Below are 25,967 nucleotides of genomic sequence, written 5' to 3' on the forward strand. Positions count from 1 at the left end.
AAGGGTGTGTCATTAACAATTCATCGTTGGTGCCAGTAGGATGTGCCGAGCAATCGATTTGGATGCAGTGTGTGGATTCAATTGACAGTGGCAGGGGCGAATTCAACCAGTGTCACCGGAAAAATGAATAAATACAGGGATATTCTCAGAGGCCTGCGGCTTCTGTCCTCGATTGCGGCAGTGTTATTGATGCAGGGGCTGATCTCTGCGCCGGCCTACGCCCAGGCCAGAATCGCCTCTCTTAATTTATGCATGGACCAGATCCTGCTGCAGTGGGTCGCACCGGAGAGAATTGTCTCGGTGACCTGGCTGTCTGGAGAGGAACACTATCGGCGCGCCCCATTGCCCGAGCATGTATACCTGAACAGGGCACAGGCGGAGGAATTACTGCCGTTGAAGCCCGACCTGATACTGACCGGCCAATACGGTGCCCAGCGGGCATCGCAGCGCCTGGACCAGCTGGGTTTGCATGTTGTGCGCATTCCCGACGCCTACAACCTGGCGCAGCTACAGCAGCAACTGGCATCTCTGCAGCAGACTCTGGGAGCCTTGCCGGAACTGCATCAACAGCGCAGCAAACTGCAGTCGCTGCTGGATCAGGCTCCCGAGGCCGCTGCTGGCAACCCCGGTGCCCTGATTCTTTCCGCAAATAACATCACCTATGGCGACGGCATGCTCGAACACGAATTGTTGACCCGCGCGGGGTTTAACAATCTGGCCGCGCAACAGGGTATTCAACAATTGGGGCGGGTAAGCCTGGAGCAGGTGATTGCTTTACAGCCACAGCTGCTGGTCTTCTATGGCAGTGATCAGGACTTTGCCATTGCGCATCTGGCGGAGCGCCATCCGGTGTTGCGCAACTATATCGACACGGGCAGTGTGTATCGCTTGCCGCAGGAGTTGGGCTTTTGCCCGGCACTGGCCGCTGTGGAAGTGCTGCAGCAGCTGATGGAAAAGAGAAAAGAAATTGTTGGCCAACCGTAAAGTAATTCTGACCCTTTTAGCCTGTGCGCTGCCGCTGGCCATGTTGGCGGCGTTGTCCAGCGGTCCGGTATCGATTGACATCCCGGCGGCAATTGTCGATGGCTGGTACAGCGATAGTAGCGATGCGGTCATCCTCTGGCAGTTGCGCCTGCCGCGGGCGGTGCTCGCCATTTTGGTGGGCGCGGCACTGGGCCTGGGCGGCGCCGCCATGCAGGGCATGTTGCGCAATCCACTGGCGGAACCCGCATTGCTGGGTGTCAGTAGTGGGGCGGCACTGGCGGCGATTCTGGTGCTGTATTACGGCGCGGTGAGTATCGGGCTTGTGTTGCCGCTGTTGGCAATCCTGGGTGCGCTACTCGCCGTGGCAAGTGTGTGGCTGCTTGCCGGGCGTGGCGCCAGTGCAAGCCGGCTGGTACTTGCAGGGGTGGCTATCAACGCTTTTTTGTCCGCGCTGATGGCACTGGCCCTCAATTACGCACCGAGTATGTTTGCGATGCAGGAAATTGTTTTCTGGCTGCTGGGTTCACTCGCGAACCGGGGGTGGGACCAGGTATTGCTCGCGTTGCCGTTTGTCCTCATCGGCGCGCTGTTCCTGTTCTTCTCGCGCAATTATCTGCGCGCACTGTCTCTGGGGGAGGCCAGCGCCTCCTCATTGGGATTTGGCGGAAGACGTTATCCGTTACTGGTGCTTTTTGGAATTGCGTTCGCTGTGGGTAGCTCCGTTGCCGTGGCTGGCACCATCGGGTTTATTGGTTTGGTGGTCCCACACCTGATGCGGCCGCTGGTGGGGCAGGATCCCGGCCGACTGTTATGGGCCAGCGCATTGGCCGGTGCGTTGTTACTGTTGCTCGCCGACGTGCTGGTGCTGAATACGGTAGGAACCCAGGAATTGCGCATCGGTGCGGTAACGGCATTTATCGGGGCCCCGTTCTTTTTCTGGTTGATCGTCAAAGGACGACGGGAGGCGAGCCTGTGAACGAGCCTCTGCCAATACACTGCGAAAACCTTTGCTTGTCGCGCAACCAGCGACAGGTTCTGGATACCATCAGTTGCAACTTTCGCGCGGGAGCACTCACCGCGGTGATCGGTCCCAATGGCGCCGGCAAGAGTAGTCTTCTCAGTTGTCTCGCGGGTGCTCTGCCTGCCGCGACGGGAAGGTTGCAACTTGGAGATCGCGCCGCAGCTAGTGTTTCTGCTGCAGAGCGCGCCCGGCTGTTGGCTTACTTGCCGCAACAGGAATCGCCAGCTTGGTCGATGGTGGCGGAAGATCTGGTAGCGCTGGGGCTACTACCCTGGGGACGCAGTATCGATAGTCAGCACAAGCGCGAGCGGGTGTCGCGCGCGCTGGAAGATGTTGACGCCGTGTCATTGTCCCGTCGCCCGGTCACCCAGCTTTCCGGTGGCGAGTTACGGCGTATACAGCTGGCGCGATTACTGGTAGGCGAGGCTCCAGTGTTGATCGCGGATGAGCCCGGCGCAGCGCTCGATATCCGCCACCAGCTGCAGCTGATGCAGACCTTCCGCCAGCAGGCCGATAGTGGCAAGACGGTAATTCTCGCCCTGCACGATCTCCCCTTGGCGGCGCGCTATTGCGATCACATTGTGATGCTGCAAGGCGGCCGACTGCGTGCACAGGGCTCTCCCGAGCATGTGCTGACGCCGGAACAGGTGGGCGACGTCTACGGTGTTCACAGTGAATTCCGCTGGCGTGATGGGCGCCCGGAATTTGTCACCGGTGATCTGGTGTAGCCCGTTACACAATCCGCTATAATCGCCACCGCTTCAGGTGCCCAGTAGCACACGCCATCAAGAGTGGCGGGCTTGGCTGGGTTAAACGGGAAGTCCGGTGAATGTATTTTGATTCCGGCGCTGCCCCCGCAACGGTGATGCAAATTCTGACTCTCTCAGGAAACGCTAAGCCCGATACCGGCCTCGAGCAAACCACTGACGATAAAGCGGAGGGCTTTGTCTGGGCTTGTTTGCGGATTGGGTTCTTCTCGTTTGGGGAGCGCTCGCCGGTCTTGTTTCTCGCCCTTGTATTCCCCTCCCTCAATCGACCTTTTTTCTGATTGGGGTTCACATGCAAAAAGTTCTTTTCTCCAGCCTGGCCGGTGCGATTGCACTCGCCGCCCAGCCCGTGGTGGCTGAAAAAAATGACCTGGAACAGGTCACTGTTACCGCGAGCCGGGTGGAAATTCCCCGCGCTGAGAGCGGCGTATCTGTTTCCATTCTCACTGCCGCAGATATCGAAAAACTCGGCTACAGCACGCTGCTGGACGTGATCAAAACCCTGCCCGGGATATCCATCAGCAACACCGGTGGCCTTGGCAAGGTCAGCAACGTTTATGTGCGCGGCGAAGCGGGTTCCCGCACTCTGGTACTGCTGGATGGGGTAAACATGGCGGATGCCGCCAACACCCAGGTCACTACCCAGTTCCAGCACATTCTGGCGGGCGACGTGGAACGTATCGAAATCCTGCGCGGCCCCCAGGGCATGATGTACGGCGCTGGTGCCGGTGGGGTGATCAATATCATCACCAAGCGAGGCGACAAACCCTTGCAGCTGGAGCTCTCCGCGGAGACCGGGCGCTACGATACCGAGCGTACGCAACTGGCGGCGCGCGGTCAGCAGGGTGCCTGGAATTACAAGCTCGACCTGAACCAGTTGGAGAGCGAAGGCTTCAACGCGCGTGAAAGCGACGCAAGTGGTGAGCGTGACGGTTACGATAACCAGACTGGCAGCGCCAGTATCGGCTATGCCTTCGACGAGAACCTTTCCGTGGAAGCGCAGTTGCGCCGCACCGACGCCGATACTGAGTACGACAACTGCTACCTGGGCTGGGATGTGGTAAACGACTGCCTAGATACCTATGTACAGACCAGCTACCAGCTGGGTGCGAATCTCCTGGCAGCCGGCGCAAGCCATCGCCTTAACGTATCCAGTCAGGAGCTGGAACGGGAAAGTTACTCCGCTGGAAACTACAGCTTTTCCATGGAGGGCAGCATTGCCGAACTGAACTATATCGGCAGTCGCGCGCTGGCCGGCGGCTCCATCACCTGGGGTGCGGATCTGGATCAGCAGGAATATAGTTCCGGTGGTTTAGTGCAGGATGTGGATATTCTCGGCATTTATGGTGAGTGGCGCAGCGACATTGCGAAAAAGGTTTTCTACAGTGTCGGTTATCGTCGCGATAGCCTGGAAGACCAGGATCACAACAGCTGGCGAGTTTCCGCCGCCGTACCGCAACTGATCGGCGACAACCAGCAACTCAAGTATCGCGCCAGTGCCAGTACCGGTTTCCGTGCGCCCAGCCCCTACGAAATTAGCACTAACCTGAATAGCGGCGTTGACCCGGTAGGGCCGGAAACAAGCCGCGGTTACGAGCTGGGGGTGGAGTATCGCTACGCAGATATATTGCAGCTGGAACTGGTGGCATTCCAGCAATCCGTAACCGATGCGATTGTTTATGTGAACGGCCTAGGTACCGGCTGGGGTGCCTACGCTCAGGACAATGGCGAGAGCGATTCCGATGGTATCGAGCTGTCACTCGCTGGCAGCCTTGGTGAGAGCGGCCGCTGGTACGCCAACGGTACCTGGCTCGACAGCACCGATAGTGAAAGCGAACCACGATTCAACGTGGCCCAGGAGGTATACAACCTGGGCGCCAGCTACACACTGCTGGCGAACGCGCTGACCATATCAGGAAACTGGCGCCACGCCGACGACCGCACCAGCCCTGCGCCCGCTTTCGGCAGCCCCGCAGAAGCCCTCGGCAGCTACAACCGCTTTGACCTGAACGCGGTCTACGATATCAGCGACCGCATTAGCGTCAGCCTACGCGGCGAGAATCTTCTGGACGAGGACTACCGCGAAGTGGCCGGCTTTTATACCACCGGAGCAGCGATCTACGCGGGGGTACAGCTCTCGCTGGATTGATACCGGAGCAAAAGGGCAAAACCTCAGTATGCGGGCCGTAAGGCCCGCTTTTATTTCCGCCTGCCGCTAAAAATTCCACTCTGTTATTCTCTTCTCTCAAAACCAACTCTAGAAACTTCAATAACCCTCATGACCAATCCAGAAACCGACAAGCAGCAACGCCACAAAAAACGCATGCAAGCGCGCAAGGAAATCGTCGATAGCGGCGTCGCCAAGGCGCTGGAAGAGCGGGGGATCGTCATCGTCTACACCGGTGACGGCAAAGGCAAAACTACCGCCGCCGTTGGCACGGTCACCCGTGCACTGGGCTACGGCTACAAGGTGGTGGTGGGGCAATTCATCAAGGGCGTGTGGGAATGCGGAGAGAAAAACCTGCTGGGCCAGCTTCCCGCCGATAAATATCCGCTGCAATGGCACGAAATGGGCACCGACTTTACCTGGGAAACCCAGGATTTCGAGGCCGACAAGGCTGCGGCGCTGGCACTGTGGGGGAAATTAAAAGTAGCGCTGGCGGACGACAGTGTGTATCTGGTGGTGATGGATGAACTCACCTACGCACTCAATTACAAGTGGCTGGATAAAGCTGAAGTAGTGGATGCCATCAAAAATCGTCCGTTTGAGCAAAGCGTGATTATTACCGGGCGTGGTGCCAAGCAGTATTTGCTGGATGCGGCGGATACAGTAACGGAGATGAAGTCCGTCAAGCACGCGTTTGAAAATGGGGTTTCTGCTAGGAAGGGGATAGAGTGGTAAGAAATTATGAGTTAACCATCCCGATCTTATCGAGAGCGATAAGGGAAATCATACATAAGGCCGATCCCATAAACGTCCAAAAAAATAAAATTGCGAGGGCTTTGTCAAAGCGATTTGTGTGCTTGGAGATTAGCTCTGAATTAGCATGAAGGAACGCAAGTTGACCGTTCTCCAGTAGTTTGTGAATTTTGCGTGGAGTCGCCAGTGCCTGCGCAACATTTAAAATATCCCACCCACTTGCGAACTCCAGTCCAAGCTCTTGCATTGTTTCTGGATTTTTCCGCAACTTGCGCACGGTTATTTGTCCGAAAAGTACGTATAGCAGAAGGCTGAATAACATGACTGCTACACAGCAGCCTAGAAGTGCTGAAAATGTACTCATATTCAGTTGAAAACCCCCATTACGTTATCGTACCAACTGTCTGCATGAGACTGGGTTAACTCATTTGCAGCCATGGTCGTCGCTGCTGATAGACCAACAATGGCAATTCCACCAATAATAAGTCCAACCCATCCAATTGGTGTTGCCGCAACCAAGATACTTAGCGCAGCAGCTCCGATTTGTGCTGTCGCGACTCCCAAGCCGGCACTTACTCCAAAGCTAAGGGACTCCCTGAACAGATCTCGCTCCCAGTTCCCCCCAGCCTGATAACTATTGTGTACCTTTCCTACTCGGGAGCCAAAGTCTACCACTGCAAGTCCATTACCCAGCAGTTTGGTGTACTGGCTGAACCTGACCAGTTTATGTGCCTCAATCTCACTACTTATCTGTAGTTTCGCTGCAGTGCGGCTACTGTGGGCGATATTTGTCCCGCGTTCGGCACTCGTCAAAGGAGTGCCACGACGAGAGCGGATATGGTTGGTTGCGGCATTGAGCTCCGCGCGAAACTGCATCTGCATGCGCTGAAATGCGCGATGCGCCAGCTTTTTGAGTTGGCCGAGATTACTGGCGCCATTCAATTTAGCATCGCGATAGGTCAGTAGCGCTACCTGGTACTCTTTTACCGATTTGGCAAAGCCATTGATCCGCTCCCCGTAAATACTGGTGGAGGCGCCGGTGAGGGCGATGTTGTAGTCCTTGAGCTGTTCCATCATGGCCGCGATTGCGAGGGTGTTGTCCTCGCCGAAGGTCAGCGAGAGATCCGTGATCGGGCGGGCAATCTGCGGTGGTGCCAGTAGAGCCTGGATGCGCTTGCCCTGTGCGCGATTGTGACCATTCAACAGGTAAGGCGTGTTGGCTTTGGCTACTTTCGGGGCGGGGCAATGGAGGGCAGAGAGTTGTTGCAGGTTGAGGTTGCATGCTTGCTGTATTGCCGGCGAGGAGAGGTCGCGGTTGCAGAGTAGCAGGGTGCTCATTTTCAGGTCCTTTTGAAAATGCTGGTATTTATTGATGGCGAAATACTAAAGGATCTCAATGGTGGCTGCACAATTATTCTGGGTATGTGCGTACCAGTTAGATGATGATAGTGAGATTAAAAAACGCCTCAATTGAGGCGTTTTAGTTTCAAGCGTCTTGCGTCGTTTGTGTAGAGCATAAACTCCACGGTGTCGGGGGGAATCGACGTTTCAGGTTTACATTTTCCAGTTGAAGCGCAGCCCCGCGGTGCGCGGTTGCCCCCAGACGCCGTAGCCCCAATCCGAACCCAGAGTATTCTGGTAGGTAAAGTACTCTTCGTTACTTAGATTTCTGGCAAAGGCTTCAATGCTGTATACGTCGCTAGGCGAGTGCCAGCTGATTTTTGCGTTTGCGAGACCATAAGCGGATTGTTTTGAGTAGGGATCGTTTTCGATCTGCAGGTAGTGGTCGTCTTGCCAGGCATAATCGCCTTGGAATACCAGTTCGCCGCTGTCACCGAGACTTTGGTAATAGCGCGCCACCAGGTTGTAGGTGAAGCCGGGAGCAGAGGGGAGCTCGTTGCCGTCGAGGGTGTACGCATCTCCGGCGACGAAGAATAACTGCTCGGAATCGAACTCGGTACTCAGCCAGCCGGCACCGGCGATCACTTCAAAATTGTTGGTGATCGGTGCGGTCAGCTCCACTTCGGCCCCGGTGCCGGTGACGTCGCCGGCATTGGTGATAACACTGCCTTCAGCCACAGTGAGGAATACCTGGGCCTGGTAGTCTTCCACGGTGTAGTGGAAGGCGGCGGCGTTCAGTCGATAGACTTCCGCCAGAGTAGTTTTTAAACCGAGCTCGAAGTTATTTATATTTTCCGCGCCTACTGGCTCGGTGGCCTCGAGAGAGGAGTTATAACTTCCGGAAAAACCGCCGCTTTTGAAGCCGGTGGAGAAACTCGCGTAAGCAAGCGTATCGGGTGCCGGGCGCCAGTCGAGACCAATACGACCGGTGGTGGCATTGTCGCTCAGGTCGCCGGTGGTATCGATTTCTTCATAAAAGCTCGGGCCGGCATCTTGGGTAAAGTCTCTTTCTTCTTCGGTATAGCGCAGACCGCTAACCAAAGTTATTGATTCGCTCAGGTCATATTCCAGCTGGCCGAACAGGGCCCAGGATTCACTGTCGAGGGTGACGATCTCGCGGTGCCATAGACCGTCCGCAGTGGTCGGCGCCTCGGTGACCAGGCCGCGATCATCCTTGTAGTAATAGAATCCCGTTACCCAGTTACTTTTCTCGGTACTGCCATTCAGGCGAATTTCCTGAGTGTACTGTTCTGCATCTACCGCGTATTGCTCGTCAAACCAGACGATGGCTGTGCCATCCCCGTCGTCCTGCAAGAACTTGTCCAGTTCTTCATACGCGGTAATTGATGTGAGGCTGAAATTCTCGAAATCCCAGCTGAGTGTTGCGGAGGTCCCAAAGGTGTCGATCTTTGTGGCAAGGCCTTCGGCGGCGCCGGAGGCGACGTGTTCAGGATCGAATTTGCCGTTTACCGCTTCTGCACCGGTAAGTCCAAAAGTGGCACTGGTGCAGGCACCATTCTGAATGGCACCGACGGAACATTTGCCCGATCCCTCTACCGCTTCCTCCAGGTAGCCCATGTGCGCAAAACCCACGGATTGCTGGTCGGCGTTGCTGCCGTGCACGTTCAGCAGCAGGCCCGCATTCTCTGCCAGATCAAACTCGAGTTGGGTGCGGTAGCCGAAGCTGTCGGTATCGTTGAGTTTGTCACCGGTGACGGTGTTGGTCTGCCAGCCATCGTTGTGGGTGCTCTTGATAGCAACGCGGCCGCGCACACTGTCGCTAATGGGTCCGCTCATACTGCCTTCGAGAATACTCTCGGAGTAGGTGCCGATGCTGGCGCTGATGCTGGCATCAAACTCTTCTGTCGGCTTGCGCGATACGTAGTGCACCAGACCGCCGGTGGTGTTGCGGCCATAGAGTGTGCCCTGCGGGCCGCGCAGTACTTCTACCCGCTCCAGGTCAAACAGCTGGATGGCAGAACCTGCCGGGTTGCCGCGGTAAACATCATCTACATAAATCGAAACCGGTGATTCCCAGGAGTCGGAGAAATTTACCAGACTGATGCCGCGCAAGCTCACCGATGGGCTGGATGCTTCGCCAAATATGGCGAAGAAGTTCATATTGGGCACCTGCTGGGTGATATCCAGGCCTTCCTCAAAACCCATCTTGTCGATGGCATCGCCGGAAAAGGCACTTACCGCAACGGAGACATCTTGCATGGACTGTTCGCGTTTCTGCGCCGTGACAGTGACTTCTTCAAGAACGGATTGCTGTGCGAAGGCGGAACTGGCCCCGAGGGTACTGGCGAGGGCAATGGCGCTGACCAGGCGCTTGCCGCCGCGGTGAAGCAGGTTAATGGATTGTGCGTCAGAATGGTGAGGGCTGCTGCGGTGTGGTGCAGACATATTTTTCTCCTTGTAATCACGCGTATTCCGTAAGAATCCGAGCTGGATTGCGCGATTTGATAGCGGGCGTCATTGCCCGGGATGCACGGTGATATTGCATCGCCGCATTGTGCTGGAAGCTCGATCAACTAGAGTCCAGAGAAAAAGAGCGCCAGATAGGCAATCTCTTGGAATACCCTACCAAAAATTACGGTTTTATCGCAATTTTGTTTCGGTTGGTGGAGGTGTGAGATTTAGGGCTGTGTGAAATTGAGGGGGCGTGAAAGTTAAGGGGTACCCGGCGCTTGATCTTGCGCCGGGTTACAGGCGTGGAAAGGAATCGTCGTTTACTTGGTGAGACGAAGCATCAGCTGCATCATCTTTTTCGCCACATTGCCATAGGGGGGCATCAACAATTTCAGAGGATCGAGCGGCCCCTGGTAAAACACCGGACGCAACTTGGAGAAGGTAAGGAACCCTTCATAACCGTGGTAATGCCCCATGCCACTCTCACCCACACCGCCGAACGGAATATCGTGTTGGCCAACGTGCAGGACTGCGTTGTTCACGCTGACTCCGCCTGACATCACGTGATCGATGTAGTAATCGCGCAGATTCTTGTCGTTGGTAAACGGATAGATGGCCAGCGGGCGGTCACCATTGTTGATGTAGGCCGCAACTTCCTCACGGTTTTTGTAGGTTTTGATCGGCAACAGCGGGCCAAAAATTTCCCGCTGCATCACTTCCATTTCATCGCTGACATTGACCAGCAGATGCGCAGGAAATTTCTTCAGGGCGTCGTCGCGGTTGCCCTGACCGTCAGTGAGGTCGATGGCGGTTGCACCTTTTTGTACTGCGTCGTCCAGGGTGTTCCAGATTCTCTGGAACGAGCGCTCGTCAATCACCGAGGTGTAATCCGCGTGCTGGATATCCGGGTAGCGTTTTTTGAATACCTTTTTGGCCTGCTGTACGAACGCATCGACTTTGTCTTCTGGCAACAGCAGATAGTCGACGGTGGTACAGATCTGGCCTGCGTTAAACAGTTTCCAGAACAGCACCCGCTCCACTGCGGTGTCGGTACTGTAGTCCGGGCCGACAATGGCCGGTGACTTGCCGCCCAGTTCAAGGGTGACCGGGGTCAGGTTGGCGGCGGCGGCGGCCATTACCTTGCGGCCGGTGGTGCCAGAGCCGGTGAAAATCAGATGGTCGAATTTGAGCTTGGAAAACTCGATGCCCACGCCACCAGTCTCTTCGAGAAACACCAGTTTGTCCTCGGGAAAATAGTCGCCACTGATTCGCTTGAGTAGCGCGGTGAGATGACGAGAGTTCTCTGACATCTTCACCATGGCACGGTTACCGGCAGCGAAGATGTTGATCAGTGGGCCGAAGGAAAGGTTCACAGGGAAGTTCCACGGCACGATCACACCCACCACGCCGAGCGGCTGAGGAATCACCTTGTTGGACGAAGTGGGGAAGGCGGTGATGTCCACATGGCGGCGCTGCGGCTTCATCCACTTCTTGAGTTTCTTGATGGTGTCCTTGACTCCGTCCAAGGCCGGGAAAATTTCCGCAAACAGGGTTTCGTGGTGGGAGCGGTTACCGTAGTCGGCGCTGACCGCCTGCACCATCTCATCCTGGTGGTCACGGATCATCTGCGCGAGGGATTTGAGGTCTTTTACCCGCTGCTGGTAATCCGGCGCGGGGTCGGCGAGGTAGGCTTGACGCTGTTGCGCCAGCAGGTTTTCCAGTACGGCGGTCTGGGCGGTATCACTGGTCAGTGTCTGGGTATTCATGTTCGCTCCGCAGCGTTGGATCCGGGATCTAATGGTAGTCGTACCCAGAATACGCAATTCCGTCCAGCAAGAGTTGACCGATTGCGTCACGAAATTGACAGATCGCGCAATTTACCGCGCCGGCGCAGGGCGCAGTTGTTGCATTCAGCCCGGGCGCTGGCGCAGCCAGGCCCTGGGGCTTGCACCCATGATGCGCTTGAAGGCACGGGTGAGGGCACTGAGCTGGCTATAACCCACCAGCTCGGCGATCTCCGTTAGCGATAGATTTCCCTCCAGCAGATACGTGCAAACCTGCTCTACGCGGGTGCGGTCTAGCAGGTGCTGGAAGGTGGTGCCCTGCTGGCTGAGGCGCAGCTGCAGGGTGCGCGGTGCCATATTGACGCTGTCGGCGACCTTTTCCAGTGTGACTGTGCCGCGTGGTAGCAGGTTGGTGATGGTCCATAACAGCTGTTCCTGAAAATCGTCCAGCTGCTTTTTCTTCAGGAAATTATCGATAAGCCCGCGCATTTCCGGGTTGGCACCGGCCACGGGACGCTGCAGTAGTTCGCGGGAGAAAGCGATACCGTTGTAGTCATGGCCAAAATTCACCGGGCACTGGAACAGCTCCCGGTATGGCGTCAGGGATGCGTGAGCTTCCCCACAGAGATAGACAGCGTGCAGTGATACCGGCTCGGCGAGCAGGAAACGAACCATATTGAATCCACTGGCTACCAGGTTGTCACTGTGCTGGCGGGAGTGGGCGGAGGGGCCATCGAAATCGTATTGTGAGCACAGATAGGCGGTCTGGCCGGATTCCTCCAGCCAGACTTTCAGCCCCTGGGCCGTCTGCCCAATGGAGGAGGTGACCGTGTTCATTGCATCACGCAGGGTCGGGCTCTGCTGAAGCAGCAATCCTACGGTGCCCAGAGCGGAGATATTCTGCTGCTGCGCGAGCCTGAGCCCAAAGTGCTGACAACCGCTTAGCTGAGCACCGAGCTCCAGCAGCTCCACCTTGGTTTCCATTGGGATCATCAGATCCGGGCGGTCCAGGTAATCTGCGGGCAAGGATAGGCGCTGCAACAGTGCCTTGGCATCGACGCCGAAGCTGCCGAGCAGCGTTTTATAACCGGTAAGCGCGCTGGCGCGGACCATGGGGAGCAAGGGGGTATCCTCTCGAGCATCAGATCTCGAGGCATGATACCCAACCTGCCCCCCTGCTTGCGACAGCGAGGGTGACAGCGAGAGCGATGCCGCTATTTAGCCTGCTGCTGGCGGGCCTCCTCGCTACTCAATTCCGCCAGTGCGACCAGCAGCGGTGACACGCGGGACTCATTCATCTCCCGGGTGATGTCATCCAGTTGTAGCTGCAGCTGGCTGCGTTCCGGCGAGAGATTGACTGGCTCGTCGGCGGGTGGAGAGGACCGCAATGGCGATGGCAATGGCTCAGCCTCCGGTGCCCAGCGCGGCGCGCCCGCAGGCAGCTCCGGACTGGCCGCCGGACGCTCGAAATCGCCAAACAGGGAATTCGCCCGATAGCGGCCGATATCGTCATCCAGCTGCAGTGGGCTGGATTTTTCGCCGCGGGTATCGTCACCGATCTCGATACTGAGGTCGTTGCCAAACACCCGTGACCAGTCGTTGGGGTAGTGCTTGCCATCAACAGCACCGAAAGCGGGGTCGTAGTTGCCACCGTTGCGGGCACCCTGCAGGTTTGCCGATACATCCGTAGTTTCACTGGAGATCAGGCGCCCGTGTAACTCCGGTGCCATGCGCTCCCAATCCCGCGGCGGGTAGATGTAGTCGCCATGCAGTTGCGAGAGGGTGATGTTGTCGACGTTGGTGTCGTTTCTAATTTCAATTTCATCGGAGTCGGTATTGTCCTCGATATTTTGATCGGGACCATTGCCGCCATCGTCGGTAATGACGGCGGCGTTGTCGATCTGCTGCACCGTGGCGTCCAGCGGATAGTCAATAACGACCGCGAAATTGATGGTGGCCACCTCTCCAGGCGCCAGGGTACCGACATCGAACGTGAAGGTGTCGCCATTCTGAACCCAGCCGGGTGTCGAGTTGGCGGCATCGAAACTGGTATTTGGTGGCAGGGTTTCAGTGATAACCACACCGTTTGAAGTGGCAGTGCCACGGTTACCATACGTCAGTGTGTAGACAATTGTGTCCGTGGGTTCGGGTACGGGACCGTCGTAGTCCTTGTCGATAAACAGGTCCACGTACTGAATTTCCAGCGTTTCATCGTCGCGGTTATTTTCCGGTGTCGGATCCTCGCCATTGTTTCCATCATCTTCCACTACTACCGAGTTGGTTTGCGGAGGAATATTGGTAGGCACCGATTCGTTGACCACCGCACTCAGACTGAGGGTGACGGAATCCCCGGCGGCCAGGTCGCCGATATCCCAGGTCACGGTGCCGGCAGCGAGATCGATTACGCCACCGTCACTGGCAACGAAAGAGTTGAACAGGCTCGTATCCGGTAACGTGTCGGTTACCACAACGCCGGTGCCGTCCTGGTTGCCGTTGTTGGCAACCACTATGGTCCATGAGATTGCGTCGCCGGGGTTGGCCGGGTCATCAAAGTTCTCGATCTTGTCAATTTCATAATCTGGCTGGGCAACGATGACTACTTCGGGGGGGACCCGACTGTTATCGCTGGTATTGTTTTCCAGCTCCTGATCCGGTCCATTTGTGCCATCGTCGTCGATCACCGCCACATTGGGGATGATGGTGACCCCGGCGGGAATCGTTTCGTCGAAAGTTACCGCAAATGTGACGGTTCCTGAGCCGCCGGCAGGTACATCACCAATGTCGAGGACGTACTCGTCGCCCACAAGCGTCCAGCCGGGTGTGGAATTTGTTGGGTCAAAGGTCGAGTACTCGGGGAGGGATTCTGTGATGGTGACCCCGGAGGCGTCCGATGTGCCAAGGTTTCCATATTCCAGGGTGTAGATAACCGTTTGCCCCGGTACGATCTCACGCATGCCGACTGACTTGTTGATCGACATGTCTACAAAGGTGATATCAAACTCCTCGACATCGGTATTGTTCTCCGGGGTCGGGTCTGGACCGTTGGCACCATCATCGGTCACTTCCACGCCATTGGCCTGCGGGGGGAACGCCACTGGAAGCTGCTCTACGACCACGGCTGTCAGGGTGACACTGACGGTTTCTCCCGCGTCAAGGTCGCCAATATCCCACGTCACAGTGCCTGCATTTAGGTCGATCACACCGCCATCACTGGCGGTGAACTCCGAGAATAAGTTGGTGCTCGGCAGGGCGTCGGTAATCACCACGCCAGTACCATCCTGGTTGCCTTCGTTAGTCACCACAATGGTCCACTCGATGCTATCGCCGGGGTTGGCCGGGTCCTCGAAATTCTCGATCTTGTCGATTACGTAATCCGGTGCGGCGTCGATTGGCGTGGTGTCGTCGTCGGTGTTGTTGCTCAGGTTCTGGTCTGGGCCATTGCCACCGCCATAATCAATCTCGGTTTCATTCAGTATTTCTTCTACCCCCGCTGGCAGTGGGTTATCGACGATTACGGTAAAGGTGACGCTGCCGCTCTCGCCCGACGCCACGGTGCCTAGATCGAGGGTAAGTGTGCCATCGCCTTGATCCACCCAGCGGGGATCCGAGTTGGCTACGTCGAAAGTTACATTGTCCGGCAATGTCTCAGTGATGACCGTGTCTTCGGCGTCAAACCCGCCGATATTGGCATATTCCAGCGTATAGGTGATGGAGCCCCCCGGCGTGGTAGAGATACCGCCGTCGTCCTTGGTGATGGCGAGATCCACCAGAGTGATGTCGAAGGGCTCGCTGTCGCTGTTGTTTTCCGGGGTGGGATCAGGGCCATTGGTGCCGTCGTCGGTGACTTCCACCGAGTTGACTTGGGTGGGTAGCAAAACTGGCGGAACATTCTCATTAACGGTAGTAGTGAGAGTCAGAGTAACCGTTTCTCCCACCGCGAGATCGCCGATATCCCAGGTAACAGTGCCAGCATCCAGGTCCACTACACCGCCGTCACTGGCAGTAAACCCGGCATCGAAAAAGTCGCCGGTGGGCAGGGTGTCGGTGACCACCACTCCGGTTCCGTCCTGGTTGCCCTCGTTGGTGACGACAATGTCCCAACTGATGGTTTCTCCGGGGGCCGCGGGGTCGTCGAAGTTCTCGATTTTATCGATTACATAATCCGGTGCCGCGATCAGCGGCGTCACGTCTACGTCGGTATTGTCTTCAGGGGTTGGGTCGACGCCATTGGTCTCGTCGCCATCGATGGAAACGGTGTTGTTGGTCTCCTCGACACCGGCCGGCAGAGGTTCGATCACGGTGACGACCAGTTCCACCGAGCCGGTTTCACCGGCTGCCAGGTCCCCGACATTAAAGGTCAGGGTGTCACCGTTCAGGGTCCAGCCCGGGTTGTCGGCAGGGTCGAAGGTGACGTACTCGGGCAGGCTTTCGGTAATGACCACACCGGTGGCATCGAGCTCGCCGCGGTTGCCATAGTTGATGGTGTAAGTGATTTGGTCGCCAGGCTCGGCGGAAATGCCACCATCGTCTTTGTCGATAAACAGGTCCACGGCTTCAATCAATGCCGAGACTTGGTCACTGTCGTCGTACTCCCGTTCGATATCGCCATCATCACCGCCCTCGGGGGTGTCGAGACTGGTGTATACCGCATCGGCGATATTGGTAGTGGTCTGGCCCACTGCGGCAGGGTCGGAGGTTACGCGCGCGTCTACAGTGATGGTGACTACCGTGGATGGATCGATTTCGCTGATCTCCAGCAACAGCAGGTTGGCGGTGGAGTTGTCGATAATGACCGGTGTGCCGCCGCTTACTTCAATCTGCACATTTTCCACGCCGGAGAGGAAGGGTGGCAGTGCGTCCTCGATGGTGACGTTGTAAGCGTGGCCACCACTGGCGGGGTCCAGCTGCACCGTGAGCTGGAAGGTGGCAATCCCTCCGAGTGTGAGCGGTGTGTCACTCAGCAGTTCCTTGTCGATGGTGAGTAGCGGCTCGACCACATCCACCGAGGCGCTGTCGCTGACGCTGGCATCGGGAATCTCATCGCCATCGGTATCGTATTCCAGCGTTGCGTCGTTGCTTAGTGTAGTGCCGTCGACATTGCTCGGGATATCAGTCACCCGCAGGCGGTACACGAAAGTTATGGTTTCTTCGGTGCTGTTGTCGGTATCGGTATTTTCCAGGGTGCCAAAGTCGAATCCGACCGTGTTGTTAGCCGGGTCGTCGATAGCGGTAACATCCCCGGGGTTGAACTGGATCGCATCCGGGTCGCTCACGGTGACACTGACCAATTCGAGAAATTCAAAACCCGGGCCATAGATGTCGGTAATACGGCCGGTGGTGGAGGCCTCCGGCAGCGTCACGGTCACTGAGAAGGTGACAATTTCACCGATAGTAGCCTCGGTATCGTCGTTGAGGCTGTCGTTCTGTGAAGTGGAAACCAGGACCTTTTCAATCTGCGGTCCGTTGACCGTGATATTTACACTGTCGTTGGCAAAATAGTCGTTTATTCCGCCGTCCCCGGTGCGTTCGTTTTCATCCACACCGTCGAGACTGGTCCAGTCGGTGTCCGCCGTATTGCTGATAGTACTGCCGGCAATGGTGTTGGTGAGAATGCCGCTGACATTGATAGTGACCAAGCTACCGGGCGCCAAGTCCAGCTCCGCTTGCGGGTTCAATACCAGTTCACCACCGATAATTTCAAAAAAGCCGGTAACGTCCGAGGTACCGGCAGTGGTTTCCAGCGAGGCACTGAACGTGATATCGCTCAGCTCAGCCGGCAGTGGATCACTGAAGGTGATGTCGTAGGCGGTGGTACTGCTGCCGTCGTCGGGGTTGGTGATAGTGATGGTGTAATTGACCGCATCGCCGTTATCGCCACTGGTGACATCTGCGCTCTTGTCGATAACCAGCTGTGGCTCGATCACGGTGACGGTGGTGGAGTCTTCCACGAACCCGTCATCGTCCATATTGTCGCCGTTACCGTCCTGGTCCCAGAAGAACTGCGCGTTGTTCGTTAACTCGGTGCCGGATTGATTCGAATCGACATTGATGACACGCACGGTGTAGGTGATGCCAATCAGATCGTTGGCATCCAGCGTGCCGTTGGCATTGTTAGCCAGGTTGGCGGTGCCGAAGTCCAGAGTGGTGGTGCCGTCCGGATTAACGGTGACGGTGGGGTCGCCGTAACCGCCGCTGAGAATCTCGATATCGTCACCGACATAAATACTTTCAACGCGGACAAACACCATGCCCTCGGGTAGGGTATCGATGATCTGTGCCAGCGGCACAGAAACTTCCGGTACCAGGAAGGCTGCAAAATAGGTGACTTCCTCGCCGATCACCGCTTCAGTGCGCCCGTTGAATTCATCCTGAACCGAACTATTGAGAATGACCTTGCCTTCTGCGACCGAGGCAATATCGAATTCGACACTGCCGCTGTCTTCATAATCGTTCAGGGCCCCGCCCTCGCCGTCCTCACCGGTGCGCTCGTTGGGGTCATCGCCGTCGATGCTCTCCCAGTCGACGGTACCGGTGTTGGTAACGGTAGTGCCAGCGAGGATCGGATCGACCACCTCAGCATCCACAATGATGGTTAGAGTAGCGCCCAGGGGCAGGTCGAAACTTTCTCCCGGAATGGTCTGTACGGTATTGCCGACCGTTTGGAAAATATCGCTTACATCGGTATTCATGCCATCCACGGTGAGGATGGCACTGGCGAGCGATACACCAGTCAGCTCCGGGGGCAGGGTGTCGATAAAGGTTGCATCGAAGGCACCCGTGTCGGAAAAGCCGGTGTGGGAGATATTGATGGTGTACTGGATAGGGTCGCCGGCATCGATAATCGGATCGGTACTGGACAGGGTTTTGTCCACCTGCAGGTCCGGCTCGATCACCGTTACATTTTCTGCAGAATCTGTGTCATTGACGGTGGGGTTGTCGACGCCATCGGCCGTGCTATCCCAGAGGAATTCAACGCGATTATTCAGTTGATCCCCGCTCTGGTTGGCCACATCATTCGCTACCAGTACTTCATAGGTGATCGTGATCGTCTCAGCGACGTTGTTGTCGCGGTTGATATTGTTGAGATCACCGAGATCAAAGGTTACTTGTTGGCCGTTTGTCGATTCATCAATATCGCCTATCCCCCAGGGCGTGCCATCTCCATTCTGGATATCAGCAGAAGATGAAGTGACAGTGGTAATGCCAAGGAACACCAGTCCGTCGTCCAGAGTGTCCACGAGGCTGGCCGAGGGGGTTACACCCTCGGCAATGGTTGCCGTTACGGTATAAGTAATTACCTCGCCGATAACCGCTTCATCGTTGGCATTGTTGTCGCCGGGAATACTGGTACCTACCAGCGTTTTTTCGACCTCGTTTTCGCGCAGGGTAACGGTGGCATCGTCCTGCCAGTTGATATTGCTGTTGCCGTCGGTGTAATCGTTGCCCCCATCGACTCCGCCGTATTGCTCAAGTTGTGCGGTGTTTTCGATGATCTGACCGGGCTGCACGGTGTCTGTGGAAATCAGGTCATAGGTAATGACAATGATGTTACTGCCGTCAGTCGTGGGCCCAGTATCGGGATCGCGCCCCTCGTTAAGCGCGCCCTCGTCCGCGGAGGGGTCGGTCAGAGTGATTCCTGTGGTGAAGAGGTCTTCCGGATTACCGGTGAACGCGACCGGGGTTCCGTCACCGGTAAATACCTGGAGGTTGATGCCACCCGCAGGTATTTCAAATCCATCCGGCAGGGTATCGCTGATCACCAGATTGAACGCATCGGAACCACCGGTATTTTCCACGGTAATGGCAAAGCGGACGGTATCACCGGCGTCCACCTCACTCAGGTTGGAGTCGATGGGGGAGGTATCGAGCCCGTCGCTGGTGATGGTGCCAATCCAGGGCGGCGTATTCGGAATGGGATCTGTGCCAGCGGGAACAAAGGTCACCGGCCCGGTGGTGGTGGGGTCAAATACCCCGCTGCTATCATCGGTACCGATCACGCCCTTGGTGACATTGATCTCCGGCGATACCACTTCAACCTGAATATTATCCGGTGGTAAGGTCACCGTTTCATCGGTACCAGAGACAGACGTCTGCGATACATTGGTCAGGAAGAGTCCGTCGGTGAAGGGTTCGTCTTGTACCTCGACGGTAAACAGCAATTGTATAGTTCCGCCAATGGAATCCTCCTGATCGACAGGTGCAAAGTTCCAGGTGATCGAGTTGTCGCCAGCATTGGCACTGGTGGTGATATTGATGTCGTTCAGGTAGTCAGGTGGCCAGTTGTCAAAATCGGTGGCCGGACCAAAGCCCCATTCACCAACACCGGGAATCAAGGAGCCTTCGGCAGTATCGGTAAATGTGGGTTCGGAGGCCAGAAATACCGGAAGCGGCAGGTAGTCGGTAATCTGGATACCGTTGCTATCGAGCGTAGCGAGATCGACTTCAATCGCGAATGTGACGGCTTCACCTACGGCAATTTCACCAAGGTCGTTGGGGTCGGTGCTGCCTTCAATGGCGTAGACGCTTTTTTCAGAATCTGCGCCGTCGATTGTCACACCCGCGCCGCTACCATTTTCGACACCCTCCCCGTTGGCAGATTCTGCAGTGCCGTTCACGGAGGACTGATTGCTGATTGTGTCAAACACATTCACCGGATCATCAGTGGCGAGGTAAAACTCGCGAATGGTGGCCTCGTAAGTAATAGTGATGGTGGTGGTGCCTTCGGTGATCGCGTCGGCGAACAGGTCCCCGATTAGGCTACCGTCGGCGCTGATGCCGCGATCAATCAGTTCCTGGGAGAGATCAATACTGATATCGGTGGTGCCGTCGCCGGGATCGTTTACCACCACGGAAGTATTGCCAGCGCCGAGGGCATCTGGGCCGACCGTATTACCGTTCACGAAAAGTTCAAAGGTAAACGAATCCGGATCAATCTCGATACCGTCCTGCATGGTATCGGTCAGGATCAGGTTCGCCAGCTCCATATAATCCGAAACTTGCAGAGTCAGGGTGTACTGCAGCCGATCTCCAGGGGTGTTTCCGGCACCTCCGTTGTCTTCAATGGCTGTTACGCTTTTTTGTAGCGCAGTTGCGGTCGCAGTAATGATCGCATCGTCGCTATCACTGATGCCTTCACCGTTGTAATCACCTGTGACACTGGCGGTATTACGCACGGCATCGTTGGCACCGTCGTTGATGACAATCGGGTTACCATTCGCATCAAAGTCCGGCACATAGCCGGTGTAGGTAATGACGATATCGCCACCACCCTCGATGCCGATGACCGGATTGCTAAACTCAACGATCAGCTCGGCGTTGTTGGTCGCTCCCTCGGGCGGTTCCGTCAGGTCGTAGTCGACGCCCTCCTGCAGGGTATTGCCGCCGGCGTCGGTCACGACGACATTGCCTGGCAGATAGTAGAAGTTGTTGGGTACCACTTCCGTCACCACCAGGTTATTGATGGTCGACAGGTTGGCGATATCCACACTCACCTGCCAGGTTACCGGCTCGCTGGGCCCGGTCACCGTCTCGCCATCGTCGCCGATGGAGCTGTTATCGCCATCACCATCCTGTGCAACCTTGGTGACATCGATTACCGTGGGGGTGACTGTGGTCTCGATCGGATTGGAGAGGATGGGCGGGTCAGTATCCGGGTTGTTCAGTGGGTCGTTGCCAAAGGCGAATCCGGGTCGCACCCAGATTGGAATTGGCACGCCGACCATGGCCCCGGCCGCCTCATCCAGCAGCGCGCTAATACTAAAATCGAAAGACGGCTGGCCCGGGGTAAAGGAACCAAAGGGCAGCTGGATTGCATACCAGGTGGCACCTTCCGTACCGGGGGGCAGGGGAATGGCCCCGGTCTGATTAAAGTCGTAGGGGTGGAACTCCACCGGATTGCCGCCGCTGTCCACCCACTGGCCGTTTTCGTAGGTGTAGGTTTCCACATTTGCACCGGCGAGGCCGTTGACGCTCTCGATCTCAAGCCCCGGCCCGGCCACCACATCGATAAAGGGACCGTAGCCAGTGGTGTCACCATCGTTGTCGAAGGAGAAGCCGATATCCGTGGACTCATTGATAAAGTCTTCCGCGGGCGCATCCACAGTGGCCGAGGGTGTGGCCACCATCAGTCCTTCCCAGGTGCCCTGTAGCAACTGGGAAAAAACGATGTCGGTTTCCACCTCGCCGTTTTGTACCTCCAGATCCCAGTCGCCGCCGCGCAGGGCACTGCCGGTGGCATCTTCCGATGCCGCAACGTCAGCCCCTGTCAGGCTGGCGAGCTGTTCAATAAAGTTTTCCCCGGTCAGGCTGTAACCGGTATTACAGCCATACAGAAGAATGTCCGCGCCACTGTTCAGGTGGTCAGCCCAGCTCTGCAACTGTGCACTGTGGTCGCTACCGTCTTCTCCAGCCAGTGACGAGAGAGATAGTGCATCCCCCCCTACATCGATACCGCCGGCGCCACCGTGGGAGACCAGGTGGATCGCGTCGAATGTCTGTCCGCTATGCTGCAGAAAGTCGGTGACGGTATTCAGGCCGTCATCGATATCCAGTGCCAGCAAGGTGATGCTGCGCTCACCAATAGTCAGCTGCAGCGCATCGCCAATTTCCGTAATCTCCGAGGCCTGTCGAACCAGATCGTCGACCAGTGCCTGGGCGTCATTCAGCTGCAGGTCGATCACCACCAGTTCGGTTCTTGCCCCGGTCTCACTTTCCTGTATTTCAGTGAACAGCTTTTTCGTATCGCCCTGCTTGTCACTGGGCTTGTCGTTATGCAGCGCCGCGGTAGTGTCATCACCGCTATCGAAACTTCCTGCGCTTCCAGTCAAGCCACTGTCGTTGCCCGAATGGCTGACATCGGTGGCAACGGAAGCATCCAGTAAAACCCGCTTTTCCAGTGCTCGGTGCAGGCTGGTGAGTCGGCGGCCCCGCTGGTTGATGGCCTGTGCCAGGGACGATCTGGAAAACTCGTTGAGTTCCATGGGATACCTCTTTCCTTACGGTACATATTGGTCATCGTCCGGATGACCTGGAAAATACGATTTAATCTCGGGTGTCAAACGCCGCTTTCGCGGATCAAAACACCGGCTATACGTCGTGCCAGCAAGTGCGCAAGGCTCACCGGCTCGCCCAGTAATACCAGGTGACCGGCACGTTGTGCGGTGCCGGGTATGGCTTTTTCGCCACTGCCTTCATTCGACGCCTCAATGGCAATATCGAACGTAATCAGGTGGAGTGCCTCGGCAGAGCGGCGGTGCTCATCCGCTAGTGTCTGTAATGGACCACCGAACGCCGAAGCGAGCGCGGGGTCCTGAATGCGCCGCGAGGCGATCTGTTCGAGCGCGCTTACCACAACCGGAACAGGTTGCCATTGCCCGTGCAGGAATAGCTGCCCGCGCAGGGGCTCATCTCTCTCAGAGAGATTTAGGCGGGTGGCCTGTTGTGTCTCGGCATAGGCGCGCCCGCGAATACTGTCGCTGGCGGCAATACTCAGAAATGGTTGGTTCAGGTCGAGAAATTGATTGGTATGCAGTCCGGGTAACACCCAGTCCACGGTCCCGGAAACCTTGGCACTTACCTGAAGTTGCTGGTGTTCTGTTTCCAGCGTGCGGAGCAACTGCTGTTTGCTGAGCAGATCCTGCAGGTAGACACCGTTGAGGGCATCGAGGCTTTCTGCAAAACCATCGCTGTGCTGGCGGCGCTTGAGCAGCGTCAGCTCTGCGCGAGTCCGCGCGATGCGGTACGCCAGTTCATCGTTATCAAACTGGGCGATGAGCTGTCCGGCGTTCACCGTGTCGCCGCGCTGCACTGGTAGCGACTGCAAGATGGCACCCGCGGGTGCCATGACTTTCTGCTCTTGTGCAAAAAAGGTGGCGGCCGGCAATTGCACCGGCCACGGCAGCGGGATCATCAACACAGCCGTCAGTATGCCGAGGCTCAGAAAAACACGTGGCCGAAACATGCGCAGAGATTGCAGGATTCGCTGGTGAACATGCGATTCCTGGCCCGGGGGAGGCGCCATGGTGTTTGCCTTTTCTTTCGGTGGACTTGTATCGCCGAATTGCGGTTGTCGTTGCTCTCTAAGGTGTGCGAGAAAACTAACAACCTCCCGATAGGCAGGAATGATCAGTAGCAGTCCCAGACACAGTAGAAAAATGATGACGCCAGCAGCTTTGAACAGAAGCTGGTAAGCGGCATAGCTGATCAGGGTAAATACCATTAGCCGGTAGGTCAGGCTGGCTAACCCAAAAAGTACTAACAGGCCTTGCCTGCGGCCGCCCGGCAACTGGTGGGAACGCAGTAGCATTGACCACAGCCAGAGCCGCAGAGTGGTATTCGCAGTTTGCTGCAGGTTTTTCTCACCGCTGTAATCACTCAACAGGTAGTAGCCATCAAATTTCATTAATGGATTCGCATTGATCATCAGTGTGGTGAACAGGGAAGTGGTAAACAGGTAGAACGTCAGCGCGCGCAATGGCCCGTCGTCCAGCAGGCACCAGGCCAGTGCGGCGAAAACTCCAAGTACCAATTCAAACGTGACGCCGGCAGCAGAGATATGCAGACGGGCGCGGCGTGGTAGGCGCCAGGCATCAGTGATTTCACTGAACATGATCGGCATTAGTGCAATCAGTCCGACTCCCACGCTGTTGGCGCGGATACCGTAGTGACGCGCTACGCTCGCGTGGCCGAGCTCGTGAACAAGGCTGAGCAACAGGTAGCACGCAAAAAAACTTAGTGCTCCCACCGGATTCCAGCTGGCGTCGAAGTAGGCGATGAACTCGGGCCAGTGCTGTGCCACCGACAGGGCAGCGATCAGCGAGGCGAGTAGCAGCAAACCGTAAAACCACGGTTGACCGGTGCAGCGAGCCAGGGGGAGTAACAGGCGGCTGCTCAGCTCGGGAACAAAGAGCGGTCTACGCCAGAACAGGCTCTGCTGAAGTTGAACGAGTCTTTTTTGCATGGGGCTCGCCGCGGCGAGCTTCGCAGAGAGTGTACCGCTGTCTGTTTGAAGTAACTCATTGTCGGCCACAAAGCGGGCGACGGATTCCACCTGTCGCGGATCGACCGCGCAACCTTGTTGCTGTGCGATAGCGGCGGCAACCTTTTCTGCGCTGCCACAGTCCCAGAGTTGCAAAACCAAAAGCTCCAGCTCTCCGAGTTCCAGGTACTGACCGCGCAAGGGGTCGTAGAGCAACCAGGTTTCATTATGGGCGTCGCTTTCTTTCGCGCGATGGAACTGCAAGTCGGTGCGCAGGGGGGGCCAGGAAGCTTGGGTTTCCTGTGCGGCTTCAGGCGGTATTGGGTCCGCGGGCTGGCTGGCAAAACTCTGGCTGTGCACGTTACTCGGTTACCTCTTTCGGGGGCTAAACCCCTATCCAGCGACGGGCGGAGGCCAGTGGTCGGCGCAGCAGGTAGTAGATCAGTGGCACACGAGCGCCGTATACACGGGCGTGACCGCGAGTATTGATCCGGACTTGTGGCTGATCCTGTTGAATGGTTGCCAGCAGGCGATAACTGGCGGGGAGGTTTTCCCCTTCGCTGGTCAGCAGGCTGTGATAGTGCAGCTCACCCTCGATGGGAGACAGCGGGTCGGACTCCGCGTAAAAAACCGCGGGTGCACTTTGTGGCAGAGTGATGGCGTCATTGGTGGGGAGATCAATCTGAATCTGACGCGCGGCAGGCTGCACGATTTCCATCACTTTTTCCCCCGCACGGATACGTCGGCCTATCCACTCCGCCGGGTCGGTATAAATTGCTACCCCGGCAGCGGGGGCTCTGATGCGGGTCTTGTCCAGTTGCGTGCGCTGGAAGGCGAGATCCAGGGTGCGGATGGCGAGGTCGGCCTCGGCCTCGGCCAGTTTATGCCCGGCGGATGCCTGCTGGAAATTGTATTGGCGGGTCATGCGCAGGCGCTCTGTATAGAGGGCAATTTCCTGCTCTACCCGGTCAATTTCGGCGCTGACCTCGGCATCTTCCAGTGTGAACAGCAGCTGGCCGTCTTGAACGGAGGCATTGGGAGGAATATTGATTTCCCGAATCACGCCGTCGGTGCGTGCGGATACGATGCGAGGCTCTATGGCGGATAGCGTTGCCGGTGCCAGGACACTTTGGCGCACCGGAATCAGGCAGATGGCGGCGATGACAGCCGCTGTCACCAGTGGCCGGCGGGTGAAAAATCTTCGAAAGGAAAAGTGTTTCACGCCCCTGAGTGCGAGCAGGGATTGACGGACCGCGGCGCCAAGTTCCTGCAGGACTTCCAGTTCCTGCTCGGACATTCTTTTTGCGCGCACAAATGCCAGGCAGCCGAGGATATCACTGCCGCCATCGAGTGGCAGCAGTGTCAGGAAGAGGGAAGTGTTCTGCTGGTCTGGATCTGACGGGTTGCAAGTCCCGGCAATCTCTAGTTGTAGAGGATACGAATTTTTCGTGTTGTGAAGATTCTCGGAGACCAGGCGACGCCAGCGCTGGGCTTCACTGCTGGTGGCATCGACACTGCTGACATTGGAGGCCGCGCTAAGTTTTAACCCGGCACCGGAGAAGAACAGGCAGGCATCAAACGCCAGCAGTAGCTGGCTGTCGGTACAGGCAATGCGCGCAATCTGCGCCTCATTGTTAGCGGTGCGTAGTTTTTTCTCCAGAGCGAGAAAGCTGTTGAGTTTTTCCAGCAGCCTTGCGTCCAC

12 protein-coding genes and 1 riboswitch are annotated in these 25,967 nt (G+C 56.8%); of the genes, 5 read left to right on the forward strand and 7 right to left on the reverse strand.

Annotated features, from left to right (window positions below; all coding sequences use genetic code 11):
• Window positions 1–123: 123 nt before the first annotated feature.
• The 5 genes from LC059_RS00130 (at window position 124) to cobO (ending at window position 5,674) form a co-directional block, all read left to right on the forward strand.
• Window positions 124–984, forward strand: coding sequence for an ABC transporter substrate-binding protein (locus tag LC059_RS00130; RefSeq protein WP_226701830.1), 861 nt, complete (start codon window positions 124–126; stop codon window positions 982–984).
• Window positions 971–1,960 (forward strand): FecCD family ABC transporter permease, encoded by a 990-nt coding sequence (locus LC059_RS00135; protein WP_226701831.1) that lies wholly within the window; start codon window positions 971–973, stop codon window positions 1,958–1,960. Before LC059_RS00130 ends, LC059_RS00135 begins: the two co-directional genes overlap by 14 nt.
• A complete protein-coding gene (locus tag LC059_RS00140; protein ID WP_226701832.1) occupies window positions 1,957–2,733 on the forward strand; it encodes an ABC transporter ATP-binding protein in 777 nt (258 codons plus the stop codon). The genes LC059_RS00135 and LC059_RS00140 overlap by 4 nt, the downstream gene beginning before the upstream one ends.
• An 18-nt stretch (window positions 2,734–2,751) precedes the next feature.
• Window positions 2,752–2,934: riboswitch (cobalamin riboswitch) on the forward strand.
• Window positions 2,935–3,064: 130 nt separating this feature from the next.
• The gene (locus LC059_RS00145; RefSeq protein WP_226701833.1) at window positions 3,065–4,921 is read left to right on the forward strand and encodes a TonB-dependent receptor plug domain-containing protein; all 1,857 of its coding nucleotides are present in this window, start codon (window positions 3,065–3,067) and stop codon (window positions 4,919–4,921) included.
• A gap of 129 nt (window positions 4,922–5,050) precedes the next feature.
• Complete coding sequence (gene cobO, locus LC059_RS00150; protein WP_226701834.1) at window positions 5,051–5,674, forward strand: cob(I)yrinic acid a,c-diamide adenosyltransferase; 624 nt, start codon at window positions 5,051–5,053, stop codon at window positions 5,672–5,674.
• A 384-nt stretch (window positions 5,675–6,058) separates the two neighbouring features.
• Here the strand turns inward: cobO and LC059_RS00155 are convergent, their stop codons facing one another.
• From LC059_RS00155 to LC059_RS00185, 7 genes are all read right to left on the reverse strand, one after another.
• On the reverse strand, window positions 6,059–7,030 hold the full coding sequence (locus tag LC059_RS00155) for a hypothetical protein (protein ID WP_226701835.1): 972 nt from the start codon (window positions 7,028–7,030) through the stop codon (window positions 6,059–6,061).
• A 216-nt stretch (window positions 7,031–7,246) separates the two neighbouring features.
• Window positions 7,247–9,499 carry a TonB-dependent receptor gene (locus tag LC059_RS00160; protein ID WP_226701836.1) on the reverse strand — a complete coding sequence of 751 codons (2,253 nt, stop codon included), beginning with the start codon at window positions 9,497–9,499 and terminating at the stop codon, window positions 7,247–7,249.
• A 326-nt stretch (window positions 9,500–9,825) separates the two neighbouring features.
• Window positions 9,826–11,271: a coniferyl aldehyde dehydrogenase gene (locus tag LC059_RS00165; protein ID WP_226701837.1), complete on the reverse strand. Its 1,446-nt coding sequence runs from the start codon at window positions 11,269–11,271 to the stop codon at window positions 9,826–9,828.
• A 144-nt stretch (window positions 11,272–11,415) separates the two neighbouring features.
• Window positions 11,416–12,402, reverse strand: coding sequence for an AraC family transcriptional regulator (locus tag LC059_RS00170; RefSeq protein WP_226703155.1), 987 nt, complete (start codon window positions 12,400–12,402; stop codon window positions 11,416–11,418).
• Between the two features lie 101 nt (window positions 12,403–12,503).
• Window positions 12,504–22,268: an isopeptide-forming domain-containing fimbrial protein gene (locus LC059_RS00175; RefSeq protein WP_226701838.1), complete on the reverse strand. Its 9,765-nt coding sequence runs from the start codon at window positions 22,266–22,268 to the stop codon at window positions 12,504–12,506.
• A gap of 74 nt (window positions 22,269–22,342) precedes the next feature.
• The gene (locus LC059_RS18025) at window positions 22,343–24,625 is read right to left on the reverse strand and encodes a biotin/lipoyl-binding protein (protein WP_226701839.1); all 2,283 of its coding nucleotides are present in this window, start codon (window positions 24,623–24,625) and stop codon (window positions 22,343–22,345) included.
• Window positions 24,626–24,650: 25 nt separating this feature from the next.
• On the reverse strand, window positions 24,651–25,967 hold the full coding sequence (locus tag LC059_RS00185) for an efflux RND transporter periplasmic adaptor subunit (protein WP_226701840.1): 1,317 nt from the start codon (window positions 25,965–25,967) through the stop codon (window positions 24,651–24,653).

It is taken from the genome of Microbulbifer elongatus, assembly GCF_020524885.1.
Classification (GTDB): Bacteria; Pseudomonadota; Gammaproteobacteria; order Pseudomonadales; family Cellvibrionaceae; genus Microbulbifer; species Microbulbifer elongatus_A.

Bases quoted from the DNA above. Each gene is read 5' to 3' on its own strand.
- LC059_RS00130 (WP_226701830.1), top strand. From the start codon at position 124: ATGAATAAATACAGGGATATTCTCAGAGGCCTGCGGCTTCTGTCCTCG.
- LC059_RS00145 (WP_226701833.1), top strand. From the start codon at position 3,065: ATGCAAAAAGTTCTTTTCTCCAGCCTGGCCGGTGCGATTGCACTCGCC.
- cobO (WP_226701834.1), top strand. From the start codon at position 5,051: ATGACCAATCCAGAAACCGACAAGCAGCAACGCCACAAAAAACGCATG.
- LC059_RS00155 (WP_226701835.1), bottom strand. From the start codon at position 7,030: ATGAGCACCCTGCTACTCTGCAACCGCGACCTCTCCTCGCCGGCAATA.
- LC059_RS00160 (WP_226701836.1), bottom strand. From the start codon at position 9,499: ATGTCTGCACCACACCGCAGCAGCCCTCACCATTCTGACGCACAATCC.
- LC059_RS00165 (WP_226701837.1), bottom strand. From the start codon at position 11,271: ATGAATACCCAGACACTGACCAGTGATACCGCCCAGACCGCCGTACTG.
- LC059_RS00170 (WP_226703155.1), bottom strand. From the start codon at position 12,402: ATGGTCCGCGCCAGCGCGCTTACCGGTTATAAAACGCTGCTCGGCAGC.
- LC059_RS00175 (WP_226701838.1), bottom strand. From the start codon at position 22,268: ATGGAACTCAACGAGTTTTCCAGATCGTCCCTGGCACAGGCCATCAAC.